Origin of the sequence: Candidatus Nitrosocaldus islandicus, assembly GCF_002906215.1 — an archaeon.
GTDB lineage: Archaea > Thermoproteota > Nitrososphaeria > Nitrososphaerales > Nitrosocaldaceae > Nitrosocaldus > Nitrosocaldus cavascurensis.
This window is the reverse complement of the sequence record NZ_CP024014.1, coordinates 1,437,532-1,453,629: the sequence shown is the minus strand read 5'-3', so window position 1 is coordinate 1,453,629 and position 16,098 is coordinate 1,437,532. Positions and strand designations below refer to the sequence as shown.

12 protein-coding genes are annotated in these 16,098 nt (G+C 45.8%); 7 read left to right on the top strand and 5 right to left on the bottom strand.

Annotated elements, in window-relative coordinates; all coding sequences use genetic code 11:
- Window positions 1–31: 31 nt before the first annotated feature.
- Window positions 32–640 carry a 30S ribosomal protein S7 gene (locus CRG89_RS07635; protein WP_103287669.1) on the top strand — a complete coding sequence of 203 codons (609 nt, stop codon included), beginning with the start codon at window positions 32–34 and terminating at the stop codon, window positions 638–640.
- A 21-nt stretch (window positions 641–661) separates the two neighbouring features.
- Here the strand turns inward: CRG89_RS07635 and CRG89_RS07630 are convergent, their stop codons facing one another.
- Together CRG89_RS07630 and CRG89_RS07625 are read right to left on the bottom strand one after the other, a co-directional pair.
- Window positions 662–1,015 (bottom strand): hypothetical protein, encoded by a 354-nt coding sequence (locus tag CRG89_RS07630; protein ID WP_103287668.1) that lies wholly within the window; start codon window positions 1,013–1,015, stop codon window positions 662–664.
- 57 nt (window positions 1,016–1,072) lie between these two features.
- On the bottom strand, window positions 1,073–1,699 hold the full coding sequence (locus tag CRG89_RS07625; RefSeq protein ID WP_103287667.1) for a pyridoxamine 5'-phosphate oxidase family protein: 627 nt from the start codon (window positions 1,697–1,699) through the stop codon (window positions 1,073–1,075).
- A 670-nt stretch (window positions 1,700–2,369) separates the two neighbouring features.
- Between CRG89_RS07625 and CRG89_RS07620 the strand changes: the two genes are divergently transcribed.
- Entirely contained in the window at window positions 2,370–5,474 is a 3,105-nt protein-coding gene (locus CRG89_RS07620; RefSeq protein ID WP_103287666.1) for a DNA primase family protein, read from the top strand.
- Window positions 5,475–6,555: 1,081 nt separating this feature from the next.
- Here CRG89_RS07620 and CRG89_RS07610 read toward each other — a convergent pair.
- Window positions 6,556–6,756, bottom strand: a complete 201-nt coding sequence (locus CRG89_RS07610; protein ID WP_158648789.1) for a hypothetical protein — start codon at window positions 6,754–6,756, stop codon at window positions 6,556–6,558.
- 619 nt (window positions 6,757–7,375) lie between these two features.
- On the opposite strand from CRG89_RS07610, the gene CRG89_RS07605 reads away from it, so the two are divergent.
- The 4 genes from CRG89_RS07605 to CRG89_RS07590 are packed head-to-tail and all read left to right on the top strand — an operon-like array spanning window position 7,376 to window position 14,026.
- The gene (locus CRG89_RS07605) at window positions 7,376–9,145 is read left to right on the top strand and encodes an N-6 DNA methylase (RefSeq protein ID WP_103287663.1); all 1,770 of its coding nucleotides are present in this window, start codon (window positions 7,376–7,378) and stop codon (window positions 9,143–9,145) included.
- Window positions 9,146–9,151: 6 nt separating this feature from the next.
- A complete protein-coding gene (locus tag CRG89_RS07600; protein WP_103287662.1) occupies window positions 9,152–10,489 on the top strand; it encodes a restriction endonuclease subunit S in 1,338 nt (445 codons plus the stop codon).
- On the top strand, window positions 10,473–13,694 hold the full coding sequence (locus CRG89_RS07595) for a type I restriction endonuclease subunit R (RefSeq protein WP_103287661.1): 3,222 nt from the start codon (window positions 10,473–10,475) through the stop codon (window positions 13,692–13,694). Before CRG89_RS07600 ends, CRG89_RS07595 begins: the two co-directional genes overlap by 17 nt.
- Entirely contained in the window at window positions 13,676–14,026 is a 351-nt protein-coding gene (locus CRG89_RS07590; protein WP_103287660.1) for a SprT-like domain-containing protein, read from the top strand. Before CRG89_RS07595 ends, CRG89_RS07590 begins: the two co-directional genes overlap by 19 nt.
- Window positions 14,027–14,371: 345 nt before the next feature.
- Here CRG89_RS07590 and CRG89_RS07585 read toward each other — a convergent pair whose 3' ends face one another.
- Together CRG89_RS07585 and CRG89_RS08865 are read right to left on the bottom strand one after the other, a co-directional pair.
- The gene (locus CRG89_RS07585; RefSeq protein WP_103287659.1) at window positions 14,372–14,752 is read right to left on the bottom strand and encodes a hypothetical protein; all 381 of its coding nucleotides are present in this window, start codon (window positions 14,750–14,752) and stop codon (window positions 14,372–14,374) included.
- A gap of 546 nt (window positions 14,753–15,298) precedes the next feature.
- Window positions 15,299–15,442, bottom strand: coding sequence for a hypothetical protein (locus CRG89_RS08865; RefSeq protein ID WP_158648788.1), 144 nt, complete (start codon window positions 15,440–15,442; stop codon window positions 15,299–15,301).
- A 331-nt stretch (window positions 15,443–15,773) separates the two neighbouring features.
- Between CRG89_RS08865 and CRG89_RS07580 the strand changes: the two genes are divergently transcribed.
- Window positions 15,774–16,085 (top strand): transposase, encoded by a 312-nt coding sequence (locus tag CRG89_RS07580; protein WP_103287658.1) that lies wholly within the window; start codon window positions 15,774–15,776, stop codon window positions 16,083–16,085.
- Window positions 16,086–16,098: the final 13 nt, after the last annotated feature.

Sequence of the window (16,098 nt, the reverse complement as noted above, 5' to 3'; positions counted from 1 at the left end):
AAGATAAATAAGAGAGTATAAAGGTGTTTAGATGGAGATGGGTAAAGAAGAACCAAACCTCATGCTATTCAACAAATGGGACTTTAGAGAGGTGAAGGTTACAGATCCAGGATTGCAGAGGACAATATCGCTCAAACCAATGCTTGTACCAACAAGCTTTGGGAGGCATGAGCATAAGAGGTTCGGCAAGGCCGATGTTAACATAGTTGAGCGTTTAGTTAACAGCATAATGCATTTTGGTAAGAGGTATGCAAAGAACACAGGTAGGATGGCTGGCAAGAAGGCAAGAGCAATAAACATTGTAAAGACCACGCTGGATATAATACACCTAAGGACTGGTCAGAATCCAATAGCAGTGCTTGTTAAAGCAGTAGAGAATACATCACCAAACGAGGATACTACAAGGATAATATATGGAGGAGTTGTATACCATGTATCTGTTGATGTCTCCCCATTGAGGAGGGTTGATCTTGCATTAAGGTTTATAGCAGAAGGGGCTAGAGAGGCAACATACTCAAACCCAAAGACTATAGAGGAGGCCCTTGCAGATGAGATAATACTTGCTGCAAACAACGATCCAAACAGCTTTGCAATAAAGAAGAAGAATGAGCAGGAGAGGATTGCTATGGCCTCACGTTAAACAATAGCCATATATCATCACTTAGACCTTCCTTAACCTTGATAGTATATTTCCTAGCATTATACCTGTAGATACACCAAGTATGCCTAGAAGGAGCATGTAGATGTGTGGCGCATCATGCTTAAGGTGTGCAACTACGCTCACTGAAGGATCAACCCTATCCCAGTGCACTCTATAATGATCACTATACTCTCTAACGTGTATGCTCTTGCCATCGTAAAGCCTCAACCTATAATCTGCACTCTGCCCATGTGGTTCCCCAATGGAGCGCCTAAAGCCTACAAGGGTTGGATGCACCAATGTACTGCTCTTCTCTACCACCATATCCTTGTGCGCAGGGAGCCTTAGAACCTTGTGTATTATCTTGCTCCACATAACAGTATCAATAAAGATGAGGGATTAAAAGATTGATGCCAAATGTTGTTATAACATCTAAAAGCTTGGTTCATGAATATACTCTAGCGTGTAAGGATCGAAGCCCATGAGTGCTACACTCTCCCTTGCAGTAGATGAGCCTCTCTCAAGGATCTTTGATGCTATGTACCTTCTATACTCTCTAGACCATTGCTGCCCTAACTTGTACTTGCCAGTCATTGTTATAGGCTTGATCTTTATCACAGTAACATGCTTAACACTGCTCATATCCTTGCTCAACCTCTTATAGTACCCTTCCTTCTGATACTTCTCCATGAGGCTGTTCAATGCATCTGCCTTCTCCTCCAGATCCTCAACTAATGATGCTAAACCCTTTACAACTACGCTTATGTATAGGGTATCTGCACTACAAGCATCCTCTGGATCAAAGAAGTATGATGGTAAGAACTCAACATGCTTGTGAGCCTCAAACCCTACCTTGTTGTTCCTCCTTATATTATCTATCTTCTCTCCAACATGGTGTGAGTGCATGTATATTGCATCATTTGCATATACAAAGTTCATGGGTATGAGTTGAGGGAACCCATTCTCATCTATGCTACCTAGCGTTCCTGAAGGTATGCTGTTTAGGAATCTGATGATACTCTCCTTTGACTTTATGCTAAACCTCTCCACTAGCCTCATAGCGAGGATTCTGTATGATTATAAATAACTTTTACGACTACAATCTTGGTGGACTTTATATTAATAGATAGTCATGTCTTGGCTGGGCAGAGTTACTCTCAATCCTCTTCTCATCTAGTCCATTGCAATAGTTCTGATATTAGCAATACCCTTCACTCATATAGCATTTTGAGCCTAGAATCGTCATAAATTACTTCTTTAAGTACTTATTCCGCTATATCTCTAAGCTAAATTGAAACGTAATGTAAAGAAGCGTTATTCAGGAATATTCTAAGCCTCTGGTATGATATCCTACTCTTCTTCATAGTCATAGCCATCAGCATTTACAGCCAGTACTCCAGCCAGTACTCTTATGCTCTTGTAATTGTGCACACATACCAGAATATAATGGCGCCGGGAAGGAGATTTAAGGATTTTGGTTTAAATCTCTAATATTATCATCTTATTTATGAAATAATCCAAAACCTTCTATACTATATCCTGCAAAAACTTGGATTTAAGTATATACTAGTTGACCCTCAAAGCAAAAGGTTAGAGGTTATGAGCTTTAGCTTTAGGATGCTTCCAGTGAGCCATCTCACCTTGAAATGTGAGTCTTCTTGGTTCATAGATACTCTATTGAGAATCCCCCCGCTCCATGGATAGTTTTGAGCCTATAATTATATTATAGATGGACACAAAAGAAAGACTGAAGCAGTTAGAAACATACGGTATCAACATAATCAAGGTATATGATAATAAAGCACCCGCATTAACGAAAGGAGAGTTAGAAGCATGCTATAACTATAGCAAGAGGTTTACCCTTGAAGAGTTAGAGGTTAGACAGGGAGAAGGTTATGCTATAATATTAGGTGCGTTATGGAAGGATGGAAAACCAGACTACACTAGGTGGTTAGTAGGAATAGATGTAGATGATAGCAGGTTAGCAGAAGCAATCTCAGAAATAGATACATGGAAGGTTAAGACTAGGAGAGGTATGCATATCATGTTCATTGTTAATGAGGATATAAGAGAGCATATCAAGGATTCTACTTCTGCTAGCATTAGTGTAAGTATTAATGAGAAAAGAGTAGAGATCTATCTAGCAAAGAGGTATTTTGTAACCTATATGCAAGGTTATGAGGAGATAACACCATTCTCTAGCATTAAGACCATATCATTTAATGAACTACAGAACCTAAGAGATAGAATAGAGAAGCTATTAGCAATAATAGATGCTTTAGAACCATACTACAAAGAAGGTTATAGAGATAAGATATGCTTAGCATTATCTGGGTATTTAAGGAAAGCAGGATATGATATTGAAGATGCTAAGCAAATCATAAAATGCATAACCAGATACTTTAACGATGAGGAAGGTAGCAAAAGGATAAGAGAATGTGTAGAGCAGACATATAAGCAAGCAATAGATAAGGAGGTTGCTAGCTCCAGCATAGCAAAGGAGATAGATGAGAATCTAGCATTATCCTTGAATAGAATATTCAAACACAGAGAAGAGTCTGATCTCTTAAGAATTCTTGAAACGCTCAGTATGAAACATACTAATTACGAGGTAGTCATACATCTATTAAGATATGAATTAGATAATAATGTAAAGGAAGCTCAGTTCTTAAGAGACTATCTGTTCGTTAAAGAGCGTAAAGCACATGGTGATGAGAATAAAGGAAGGTGGTATAAATGGTTAGGGTATAAGTGGGAAGAAGCTAATGATATTGAACTCATAGAAGATTTAGATAGATATGTCAATATCAAGATAGATCAGCTGTTTGATGCACTTAATAGAGAGTTAGCAACTATAAGCAATGAAGAGGAGAGAGAAGCTGTTAAGAAGCGTTACATTAAAGCAATGCATCTCTTAAGCAATAGTATTGATTCTGGAAACTCAAAGAGTCAGCTCCTTAACGCACTGGAGAAGAGTAACTATTTTAACGATTTTAAGATATTTGAGGATCAGCTAGATAACCATAATGATGACATAATCGTAAATACTCTAACTCATCTTCTAGTTTACGATAAAAGTCTAAAGATATTCCAAGCAATACCACATGGAGAAGAGACCAAAAAGTATTACCTTACCAAGGTTATGAATGTTAGATATGATCCTAATGCTAAATGTGATAGATTCGTTGGGTTCTTGAAAGAGATCATGGAAGATGATATAGAGAGTGTCAAATTCCTAGCAACTATCCTCGGCTCATGCTTGATTAGGAGGAGAGCAGAGGTATGCTATATCTTTCATGGTTTTGGTAGAAACGGTAAGACCACACTACTAGAGGTTATGAAATATATAATGAATGACTATGCCAGAGAGGCTAATATATCGCTAATAACTACTAGAGAAGAGGAAGGAAAGAATCCAGAGTTTGTTGCTAGTGCTTATAAGCATCTAGTTGTCATAGATGAACCTACTAAGGTTAAAATTATAGGTTCAATACTGAAATCAATCATATCCACAGGTAAGAAGTCTGCTAGGACATTGAATGCTAGACCGCAAGAGTATGAGAAGACCTTTAACCTAATAATATCCACAAACCCAAAACCTATGCTAGATGATGATACAGAAGGTACATTAAGGAAGTTAGTGATAATACCGTTCAACCATCCTATACCTTATGATAAACTTATACCAGATTACCATAAGATATTGCTGGAAGAGAGAGAAGGTATCTTTAACCTGCTATTAGCAGGTTTGAATAGATTTCTAGAGTCAACTAATATCTATCAGCTGATACCAGAAAAGGTGAAGAGATACACCAACAAAATAATCTGGGAGAAAGACCATATCAAAGAGTTCGTTGATAGGTATCTGGTTGAGGCTGTTGGTGTAAATACACCGTTCAAAGATATCTATGATAAATATGAGGAGTTCTGTAGGTTAAAGAATGTTGAGCCGTTATCAAAGAGGAGTTTATCAGAAGGATTGGAGAAGAAAGGTTTTGCCTCTATAATAGCAGGTAGGATAACGTATAAGAAGAACTGCAAGATAAGAGATCAACCAACTATAGATGGTATTAATACTGATTTAGATGATGATGGAGGAGATAATACTAGTAGTAGTGCTAGTAGTGGTGTTACCACTAATAGCAACACCATAACTAGCAATAATAACAACAATAATGATATCAACACCAACGATAACGATAGCAATAACAACGATAGCAACAATAACAATAGTAGCAATAACAACAGTAGTGGCAATAATCGGAATCCTGTTGAACCAGAACCAAAATTAGAATTAAAATCTCCCCTCTACAATCCTATCAACGTCATATACAAAGATGGTAGTCTTATACATGTATGCTCAGTCTGTAATGAGAGAGTAGTAGGAGTATCACTAAAAGAATTTGTCTGGAAGCACCGATGCTTTAGAGATTATGTAGATACTACACCAGAGGTTATGAGTAAAGAAGTCTTTGAGCATACATCTGAGCATGCCTTTGGTTCTACTGAACAGACTACTAGGGGAACAGACCACACACTAACAACAACAGTAACACTAGACGAAGAGGTAAAGAGGAAGATGAAGCAGATGAAGGATGACTTTGAGATATGGAAGGTTAACAATCTCTTAAACAATCTTAGAAAGGACTTCTATACGCAATCAGGTAATAAGCTGATATGCAGATACTGTAACAAAGAGTTCATTATACCTGAGGAGCTTGTTAATGATAACATCACAATAGATAAAGCTAGAGAATTCTTTGATATATTAACTCCTATAGCATACCATGGAATAGATCATGAATTTGCTAAATTCAACGCTGCAAGCAAATAAGAGTCCTAGCGTAAGCTATCCTTATTCTAGCGAAAGATTTATATTATCATTTTATATCGCTAACGATATAAGATTTAGAGTAGGTTAAAAATTTTTGATGCAGTTATTCAATGATCACATGCGAGAGTATTGCAAAATGATACTTGCTATTACTGCTAATAGTGGTCTATTCTTTTCTTTATTGTTCTCTTAATTCTTTCTCCACTTCCCCTTCTCTTCTTCTCCTCTTCTTTTCTTTTTCTTTACTCTCTTCATAAAATATTGTTATTATCTTATAACTATCTAACAATATTTACAAAAGACGATCATTAATCAATGATCAATTATATCATGCATAATATTGGAATAGGAATAGAATTTTAATAAGAAGAATAGAGAGAAAGAAAAGAAAAGTAAAGAGACACAAGGATCGTTTCAGTTTAATCCCGCATGCGATCGTTGTATCATGTATAACCAATTGTAGATAGCAGGTAGGTAGCTCACATCATTAATAGAGATAATAGATGGTATTGATGGTTATCAAAGATTGGTTATATTAGAATAAAATTAATAGAATGATAGAAGGTAATATTAAACAGGTAACTATCAAGCGTAAAAATGGCAAGTGGTATGCTATATTCGCTATAGAAAGAGTATATCCAATATTCAAGTTCATTAACCCTAGAACTCATCTCAAAACTCTCCAGTATATTATTATTATGCATGCTAGTTGTATGAATCCTATGAATGTTGATTTAAGTCTCTCCCATCTTATTGCTAGCCTCCTAAACCCTCCTGTTATCCATGCAAAAATCTTTCAACTGCGCTTCTCATACTTTTATAGGTCTCAACGTCAAGCTTGTATGGTCTTCCAGGCTTGGGCTTACGCCTATTCCTCTGGTTCACGGGTATGTTAGCCTTCACGCCCCTCTTCCTTAGATAGACTCTTATCTTCTTCGTGTCGTACGCTGAATCCCCCGTTACCTCTCCAGGCCTCGTCCTCGGTCTACCCCTTCTGCTTTACACCATTCAAGACCTTTATGAAGCGCTTGCTATCATGTTCATTTCCACGCTTAACGGTAGGGATTGAGCCTTCACGTTCTTATATCCATCGTATTCTACGAGCTCCCCCTTTTCTAGCCTCCACGGTTGCGCTGTCAACGGCGACCCTATCCACGCTTAACCTACCCATGGAGTACCCCCTGGCCATCAACGCTTCAAGTATTCTAGCCCATACACCGTCCTCGCTCCAACACCTAAACCTCCTCCAGCAAGTCTTATACGAGCCATACCTAGTAGGCATATCCATCCACCTACAACATGCCGTTCACCGTCCTCCTGTCATCAGCTCTAGGCCTACCGACCCTAGGAGGTAGAAGGGCCTAATGAACTCCCACTCGCCATCAGAGAGCTCACGGAACTCCACGACAAAGCCATGGCAAAGAAAGCTTAAATAGTTTTGTGATGAGTTCGTTCGGGCTTTACGACATCTCTGGGGATGACGTTGATATGATAATGAGGGCGGCCCAGCTGGTCAAGGAGAGGGGCTCTCGATCGTGGAGCTCATCCCCCAAACCTCAGGGCGCTGCTAGATTGTAATGTCCTCGTATTCTTAGTGGGCTCGAGCAGGATAAGCACGGACAAGAGCAGCCCCAAGTACAGGGAGATGCTCGAATACGACGGGCTCATGGCCTCCCTGGTGTCCCTTGTGGGCGAGTACAGGGCCACGTGCAGGTTCAGCCTGGCGAGGGACTGAGGCATATCGTTTACTTGTGCTTGCTTGGTTTTTGAGTACGTGGGCGTGCTACCATGGTAACAGGGCCTGAGGAGAAGTTAGAGGTAAGAAGGCCCAGACAACTCACCCCTCCTAAGCGGCTTCTCTACCTAAAATATTATATAGGGTAGAGGAGTTAAGGGGGCTGTTGTCGCTCGACATATGGGACAGGCTGTCTAAGGTGGAGCCCCAGTGGGTGGTCAGGTACTACTGGGCGATTTATGAGGAGTTCAGGGGCGAGCCCTTTAGGGCTGAGGATGCCGAGAACGCCCTAAAAAAGAAGGGGCTCAGCATTGAGAACATCTACAACGTTCTATCCCCCCTTCAGAAAGTGGGCCTGCTCACCTTCTTCTCTGATGTCAGGGATCCCAGGGTCAAGTGGTACCAGATAAGGGTAAACGGCGATAAGGCCGTCAGGGTTCCCACTAGGGATGAGCTCCTGAAGCTGATGAAAAGCGCCGCCGACCTCATAAGGACTGCCGTAGATTACAGCGTGATACTGCTGTTCGTATTCTATAAGGCCGTGAGTGATAAGTGGGAGTTCATAGCCATGAAGCATAAGGCAGAGGGGCTCAGCGACGAGGAGGCCTACATTCTGGCCAACGCGGAGTACGTGAAGCTCTACGACGAGAACGACGGGCTGTTGCTGACCTGGAGCAGCGTGGCCAGGAAGGTGGACACCATACACGAGATAGAGAGGGCGCTGGTAAGGGTGTCGGAGCTGAACAGGGGTTTAGAGGAGCTGCGCGTTCTGCTGAACAGGCTTGGCCTAACGGAGCTGGCCAAGGGGGACAAGAGGAGCATCCTGGTGAGGCTCGTGGAGCTGTTCAACCCCTATGACTTCTCCAACGTCAGCTACGACGCGCTGGGGGATGCCTACCAGTGGATGCTAGGGCACTTCGCGCCTGAGAAGGCCAAGGAGGGAGAGACCTACACGCCTGGGGAAGTCATCAAGCTGATGGTAAGGTTGCTGGATATAGAGGACCAAACCACGGTCTTGGATCCGGCCTGCGGCTCCTGCGCCATGCTCATAGAGGCCTATAACTACGTGAGAAGCAAGGTAAGTGGGGAGCCCAGGCTGAAGCTGGTGGGCCAGGACCTCAACGATGTCATGGTCGCCGTTTCTAAGATGAACCTCCTGCTTCACGGCATATCCTCGGGGGCCCAGGTTTACGTGGGGGATAGCCTGGAGAACCCCCGCAGGCTCCTTGAGGCCGTGGGGGAGGGCGGTGCCGACTACGTTATAACCAACGTGCCCTGGAACCAGGACGGCTACGACGAGGCAAGGCTGGGCAGGGCCGAGCTCAGGGGCATATACGCCTATGGTTACCCGCCTAAGACGACCGCCGACTGGGCCTGGGCCCAGCTGATATTATACCTCGTGAAGAGGAGGGCCGCGGTGGTCCTGGACCAAGGGGCCCTGTTCAGGGAGGGCAAGGAGGCCTCGATAAGGAGCAAGGTCGTGGACGGGGACCTGATAGAGGCCGTGATACTTCTGCCCGAGAAGCTCTTCTACAACACGCAGGCACCTGGGATAATACTACTTTTTAACAAGGAGAAGCCGGTCGAGCGCAAGGGCAAGATGCTATTCATAAATGCGAGTAGAGAGTACGAGCCCCACCCAGAGGTTAGGAGGCTGAACAGGCTGGGGGAGGGTCACATAGAGAAAATAGCTAAGGCGTGTAGGGAGTTCGCCACGGTGGAGGGCTTTTCCAAGGTGGTCGAGTTAGATGAGATCAGGAAGAATGGGTACAACCTGAACGTGACCCTTTACGTAGCTCCTCTTCAAGAAGCTGAGGAGATAGACATAGAGCGCGAGCTACAGGACCTCATGGAAGTATCGAAACGAGCCGAGGAGGCAAGGCTCAGCGCGCTAGAGTACATTCAACAAATCTTAGAGGCCAGAAGAGCTGGGTGAGATGGGATGCCACTAATAGCAGGGTTTTATAGGGAAAAGGAGTTCCAAGAAACGGAGATAGGGAAGATACCAAAAGAATGGGAAATAGTAAAGATAAAGGATTTATTGGAGTTTCAACGGGGATTTTCCTACAGAAAAAGAGATATTAGTGAAAGTCCAACGTACATTAAATTTATCACAATAGACAATTTAGAAAAAGAAGGAGGGAAGAAAAAGGATAGTAAAATTCTCTATCTTAAAGATGCTTTGGAGATAGAAGCTCGTTTCTTTGTTAACAAAGGAGATTTGTTAATAGCAAATACCGATATGAGTAAGGGATTCATTATAGGCGCTCCTCTATATATTGACAATTTTTTTGTCACTAATGAAAGAGAAAAATTAGTATTCTCCATGGATTTAACAAAAATAACTCCGAAGAGGGCTATTGATACTAAGTTCTTCTTCTATTTCTTTACTTGGAATAAAATCAGACAAGTTATGAGGAGTTTCGCCCAGGGAACAAACGTTTTGCATCTAAACCATGATTTAGTGAAAGATCTCCAGATACCATTTCCTCCCCTCAAGGAGCAGTGGGGCATCGCTGAGGTCTTATCAACTACTGATAGGGCTATCGAGGAGACCGAGAGGCTCATCGAGAAGCTCGAGAAGCTCAAGAAAGCCCTGATGCAGGAATTATTAACGAAGGGCATAGGACACAGGGAGTCCCAAGAAACGGAGATAGGGAAGATACCAAGGGAGTGGAGAATAGTAAGATTAGGCGATAAAGGAGTTGCCCGGATTAGGGGAATTAAGAGGCCGAGCTGGTTTGATAAAGTTGCGTTCATAACAATGGATCTTATCCCGGACAATGCGATTTTTGCAAGCTACGAAATTCGAGATATAAAACATGTAAGGAGTTATGTGTATTGTGAAGCTGGTGACTTATTACTTCCTAAAATAACCCCTTGTTTTGAAAATGGTAAACAAGGTATAGTTCCGCCTAATGTACCCAATAGATTTGCGTTTGCAACGACTGAGGTATTCCCAATTGTTTGTGAAGGAATTGACGGGCTCTTTTTATTCTATATATTGAAACTTAATAAGTTTCGAAAAGTTCTTGAGTTCTCTATGAGAGGAACGACTGGAAGGCAAAGGATCCCCAAGGAAGTTGTTGAGAGGCTTAAAATACCACTTCCATCTCTTCCAGAGCAACAAAAAATCGCTGAGGTTCTACTTACAGTCGATCGCTGGATCGAGCTTGAAGAGATGCGTAGAGAGAAATTGGAGAGGGTTAAGCGTGGCTTGATGGAGTTGCTGTTGTCTGGTAAGATCCGTGTCAGGGTACATCATGAGCCTTCCAGTTAAGGAGGCCGAGGAAGTCCGGGCCCTGCTAAAGGAGTTAGAGGGACTGGGCTGGACGGACGGCGGCATCAGGGGCTTTAGGAGTAGCGTGGTCGAGTGGTCCATCCTTTTTGATAGGCTCAGGGAGATCAACAGCGACGTCCTAGAGGAACTCAGGAAGAGGTTTGGCGAGGAGGCCTTCAGGGGCGTCCTGAGCGAGCTCGAGGGCAGCGTCAGGGACCTGCTGGAGAGGGCGGAGGATATGCACATCCTGAGGTTCTTGAAGCTAGGCATCAGCATCAGGGTCAGGGGGGTGCCCGTCAACGTCAGGCTCATAGATTACGAGGACATCAAGAGGAACAGCCTCTGCTACGCCCACGAGGTAGAATTCCAGGGCTGGCCCGAGAACTCCAGGCCCGACGTCGTCCTATACGTCAACGGCATCCCGCTCGTAGTCTTAGAAGCCAAGGCCTCCCTGAAGCCAGACGCGCTGGAAGAGGCCCTGGGGCAACTCGCCAGATATGAGTCCAACTCTCCAGAACTATTCAGGTTTGCCCAGCTGGCCGTGGCCTACGTGGGCAGGAGCGATTCTGTCTACAGGCCAGCCCTGCCCAACCGCCAGCGGGCCAGCAGGTCCATCCCCTACACCAAGTGGGGGGTTGAGGGAGATGGCACGAGGTATGACATACTTGACCTGCTAAGGCCCGAGAGGCTCCTCAAGCTCATCAGGTGGTACGCGTTCTTCAAGGGCAAGGACAAGAAGATCGTGGCTAGGTACATGCAGTTCTGGGCTGCCGAGAGGGCCATGGAGAGGATCAGGGGGTATCTGGAGGGCGTCGAGGGGAGAAACAGGGCGCTCATATGGCACTGGCAAGGCAGCGGCAAGACCTACACCATGTTCTTCATCGCGCACCAGTTCTACCAGAGGTACCACGAGAGGGACCCGGTGGTCTTCTTCATCGTGGACAGGCTAGAACTACAGAGGCAGCTGTACGAGGAGTTCATCGCGGACCTGGACGCCACGGGGTTCGAGAACATAAACGTGGTGAGCACCATCGAGGAGTTGGCCGGGGTGCTGAGGGGGCTGGCTGAGAGCGAGGCCAGGGGAAGGGCGATCAAGAGGGGCGTATACGTCGTCCTCGTGCAGAAGTTCCAGCCCGAGAGGCTGGCCGAAATCCCTCAGGTGAGGAAGAAGGAGGTCCTCGTCTTGGTGGACGAGGCCCACAGGAGCCAATACGGGGTCCTGGCCGCCACGATGCTCAGGAAGCTGCCCAACGCCGTGAGGGTGGCGTTTACGGGAACCCCCGTCTTCAAGTTTGAAAGGAACACCTTCAGGGAGTTCGCCTACCCAGATGAGGGCGAGCTCTACCTGCACAGGTACTTCGTCGGGGATTCGATAAAGGATGGCTACACCGTGCCCCTGGTGTACCACGTGGTGGCCGAGGCCCATGGGTCACAACTTAACGTGAGCGAGGAGGAGCTGAGGGACATCGTGAGCGGATGGGTCAGGGAGGCCGAGGCGCTAGGCAGCCTGGATGAGCTGGCCGAGGAGGCCGAGGAGGGAGAGGCCTCCTACGAGCCCATGATCACAAAGCAGGACATCAGGAGGAGGCTGAACAGGATAAGGGTTTTCCTGGAGAACCCAGAGAGGCTGAAAGCCCTGGCCAGGCACATAGCCAAGAGGATAGAAGGGGATACGGAGGGCTTCAGGTACAAGGCGATGGTGGTGGTGGCCAGCAAGCTCGCCTGCGTCAGGATGAAGAGGGCCCTGGACGAGGCCCTGGCCGAGAGGTACGGCAGCTCGAGCAGGGGGTGGAGCGAGGTCGTCATGACCTACTCTCATAACGACCCCCAGGAGATTCAGGAGTTCAGGAGGGAGCTCTTGGAAAGGTGGAGAAGCCTGGGGGAGGCTGAGGAGGTGAACAAGCTAATACAGGATTCTTTCAAGGAGAGGGATGAGCCCAGGGTCCTGATCGTGACGAACATGCTGATAACGGGCTTCGACTTCCCCAGGCTCAGGGTGATGTACCTCGATAAGTCCCTCTACGAGCACAGGCTCCTTCAGGCCATAGCCAGGGTAAACAGGCCCTACAGGGCAGAGGGGGGTGAGAAGCGCTTTGGCCTAGTGGTGGACTCCGTGGGGCTACTGAGGCACGTCAGGGAAGCCCTGCTCACCTTCGAAGCGATCGGGGACAGGGAAGTGGCCGAGGACCTAGGGAGGTCGATGCTAAGGGACCTGGGCTCTATGTTCCAGGAGTTTCAGGAGGACCTGAAGAACCTCAAGTCCATGCTAAGGTCGGGGATCAGGACAAGAGCTGGGGCCGTGACCATAGATATAGATGAGTTGAAGGAGGTATTCAGGGGAGGGGAGGGCGCCTTAATCGAGCAACGCGAGGAAGAGCTTAAGCGCGCGCTCAACCTGCTCGCCCTAAGCGCCCCTGAGCCAGAGGTCTACAGGACGCTCGAGCTCATGAGGGAGGTGGTGAGACTCTACAGAGCCCTGGGCTCCTACCCCGAGAAGCTGGACTACGTGGAGGACTACAACTTGGTGTTGGGCCTGTACGAGTACGTGTGGAGCCGCCTTAGGGCCGGTAGAATCCCCGATAAGCGCTTCTGGGAAAGGCTCCTGGCCTACGTGCAGGAGAGGACCGAGATACCCGAATTCAGCCTAGTGAAAGAGGCGACCTTGGACGCCTCGAGCCTAGACCAAGCCAGCCTGGAGGAGCTTAGGAGGAGGCTTGAGAGCTCCATGTCCGAGGTGGCCCCCGAGGCCTTCCTGAGCCTCAGGAGCGTGCTGGAGCTGGAGCTGGCCAACCCCGTCCACAGGTACCTTTACGAGCGCCTGAAGAGGCTTGAGGAGGAGTGGCTCGTAAGCAGGAAGCTGGAGGTGATCGCGGAGCTGGCCAGGCTGAGCTCGGAGGTGGAGGAGTACATGAGAAAGGCGGGGGAGCTGGGGCCCTACGAGAGGGTGCTCTCAGATGTGAGGCTGGCCGTAAGGCAGAGGTACGGCGTGGAGGTCAGGCTGGAGAGGTTCTCGAGAGAGCTGAGCGCCCTGCCGCTCGGCCCGAGGCTACTTCACGAAAGCGAGGAGAAGAGGCTCAAGGTGGGCCTGCTAGAGGACCTGTTCAGGGAGCTTAAGGGGGTAAATACGGTGGAGAAGAGCAGGTTAGCCGAGGAGCTCATGGAGTACGTCAGGAGGTCGGTGGGGAGTTGGACGGGCGTGCGCTGAGGGGGCTGCTGGCCGAGTGCAAGAAGCTGGTGGGCTACGACGGCGACGTAAAGCTCAGGTTAAGGGCCTATAAGACGAAGGCCGCCGCGGCCCACCTTCGCAGGAGGGAAGTGGTGATTAACTCCCAACTCCTGGGGCTGGATGAGGATGCGCTAAGGTATCTTTTGATCCACGAGCTGGTTCACCTGAAGCTGGGGAAGAGGCACCACGATGCGGAGTTCAACAAGGTGCTCTACAGCCTGGTGCCCCCCGAGCGGGTGGAGGAGGCCAGGAGGAGGATCCTGGAGATCTTGCTGACCTCTTGGAGAAAGAGCCTAGATCGCTTCTTCTAGAGGGGCGACGTTACCACGGTAGCGGGGCCAGTGAGTTTCACGGAATCGTAGCCCGGAACTCACTTCGCCGTGAGGAAGAACTCTGAGCAACTGAAGTCCTTAACCTATCTCGGCCAGTTTCTTCACCCGCTCTCCCTCCCCTTCAACCCTAGTAGACTTCTACAACCATCCCCTTTTAAACCGTTATACAACGGGCTGAAGCGAACCCCTATCGTCGACTGCAACTACATTCGGCGTTTCCCCTACAAACCTCATACCGGCGAACGGCTTAGTTTCCGACTTGACCGTCGACGTCGTCTTTGTAACATCCGTCGAACCCCTCCAAAGCCGGAGGGCGAACTCGCCTTACTTGGATTTCTCTAGGTATTCCATTGATGTTACCAGACCTTCGATAGGAGGCGCGTTAGCCAACGTGAGAACCACAAAACTCCTTCTTAGCCTCTCATCCGAATGGAAGAGGTCAAGGGCGACCAGGCATAGGTTTAGAGCTGCGCGAACGTTATATATATTACGTATAATCGGTTCTAAGATGGTTAGAAGGTCCTTCAAAGTGTTCTGATTCACTTTCCCAACCGCTTTCGCAACGAGCTCGACGTACCAGCGCTCCAAGCTATCCCTGAGCGTGACGAAGGCCGACCTCAACGCATCCTCCTCGACGGTATGCCCAGCCTGATAATCTCGTATGACCCTCCAGGCCCCTCTGACCCTTTCTATTAGTTCTTCCATGGTCTAAATTCCGAATTTTTCAGCTATTTTAATTTTTACGTTTCAACCATCCATGATGTCAAGATAATCCATTAAGTAGCAGTTATAGATGGCTAGGCTTTTAGGAAGTTGGTTATTGATGTAATTGTTGTGTTAGCTGGGAAGCGGTTATAGAATGTTTTAAGCTTGGCTTTTAGTATACCAAACCACCTTTCTATGCTGTTTCTTGTACCGAAGGTCTCATGCCCTTTAGGGTTCATGCCTATTCTAGAAAGGTCTTTAAAATTTAAAATTTAAAATTTAATGCATCCTTGTACCAAGGACCTTTATCTACTATAATTAGTGGTTTATTCTCACAGTACTGAAGCACATCCTTTAGAAAGAGCTCTGCATCTAAGCTTGATCTAGTGAAGGATACTCTATGTTATAAGCTCCTTGCTATCAACATCTCTAGAGCCTTATGTAGACAGATATGCTCATTGCAAAGCTTACTCAGTCTCATCAACAGCTATGCATCTAATGCTTACGCTAGGATTTGGTAATACTGTTTAATGCATTATACTAGCCTTACAGCCTCATACGAGAAGCAAGAGAAGAGATCTTCCTGTATGATAATCCAGAGGAGTAGATCACTGCTGCAAGTACCTTAACCTCTAGACTAACTTTATTCCTCCTAAATACCCTTGACTCCCTAACCCTATCAAAGAGCAAGTGCAGACATAATCTAATACTATTAACAAGAATAAGATGGAATTGCTCAAATATCCTTAACAAAAAGGTAAGACTTTATCTTGACATCATCTAAATCATTTTATAGTTAATCTATTAACTTTTAAACTAATTAAATATATAATTAATGCTTTGTGGCTTAATCCTTTTAATTTCACTTTTCTTATCTCTATTTATGAACTGGAAAGCTATTGATAATAAGCTTATTAGGCGTGGTGAGATATTATTTATTTAGTCTTGATCTCCTTAAGTTTTATGATCATGAGCTTAAAGCTATGAATAGTAATAATAATAATAAGGTAGTCCTTTTAAGATCACTAATAGCTATATCTTATTCATAACTATAACACGTTATATCTTCTCTATGCCATATAGACAATTAGAAGGATTTACAAGAGCATTGAATAGACTAATACCAAAGCTATCAATAGACTACTCATGGGTTAGGAAGCGTATTCTTAAACTTGATCTAAAGCCTTACTATAAATTAAGAGATTCTAAAGAACCAGTAGCAATAGCTATAGATGCAAGTGGTATAAGAGTACATAAATGTATAGATGGGTTGAAAGGATGTATGGAAGGAAGAAGATATATCAAGATACACTTTGCTATCTATAGATATTAAGACAAAAGAGATA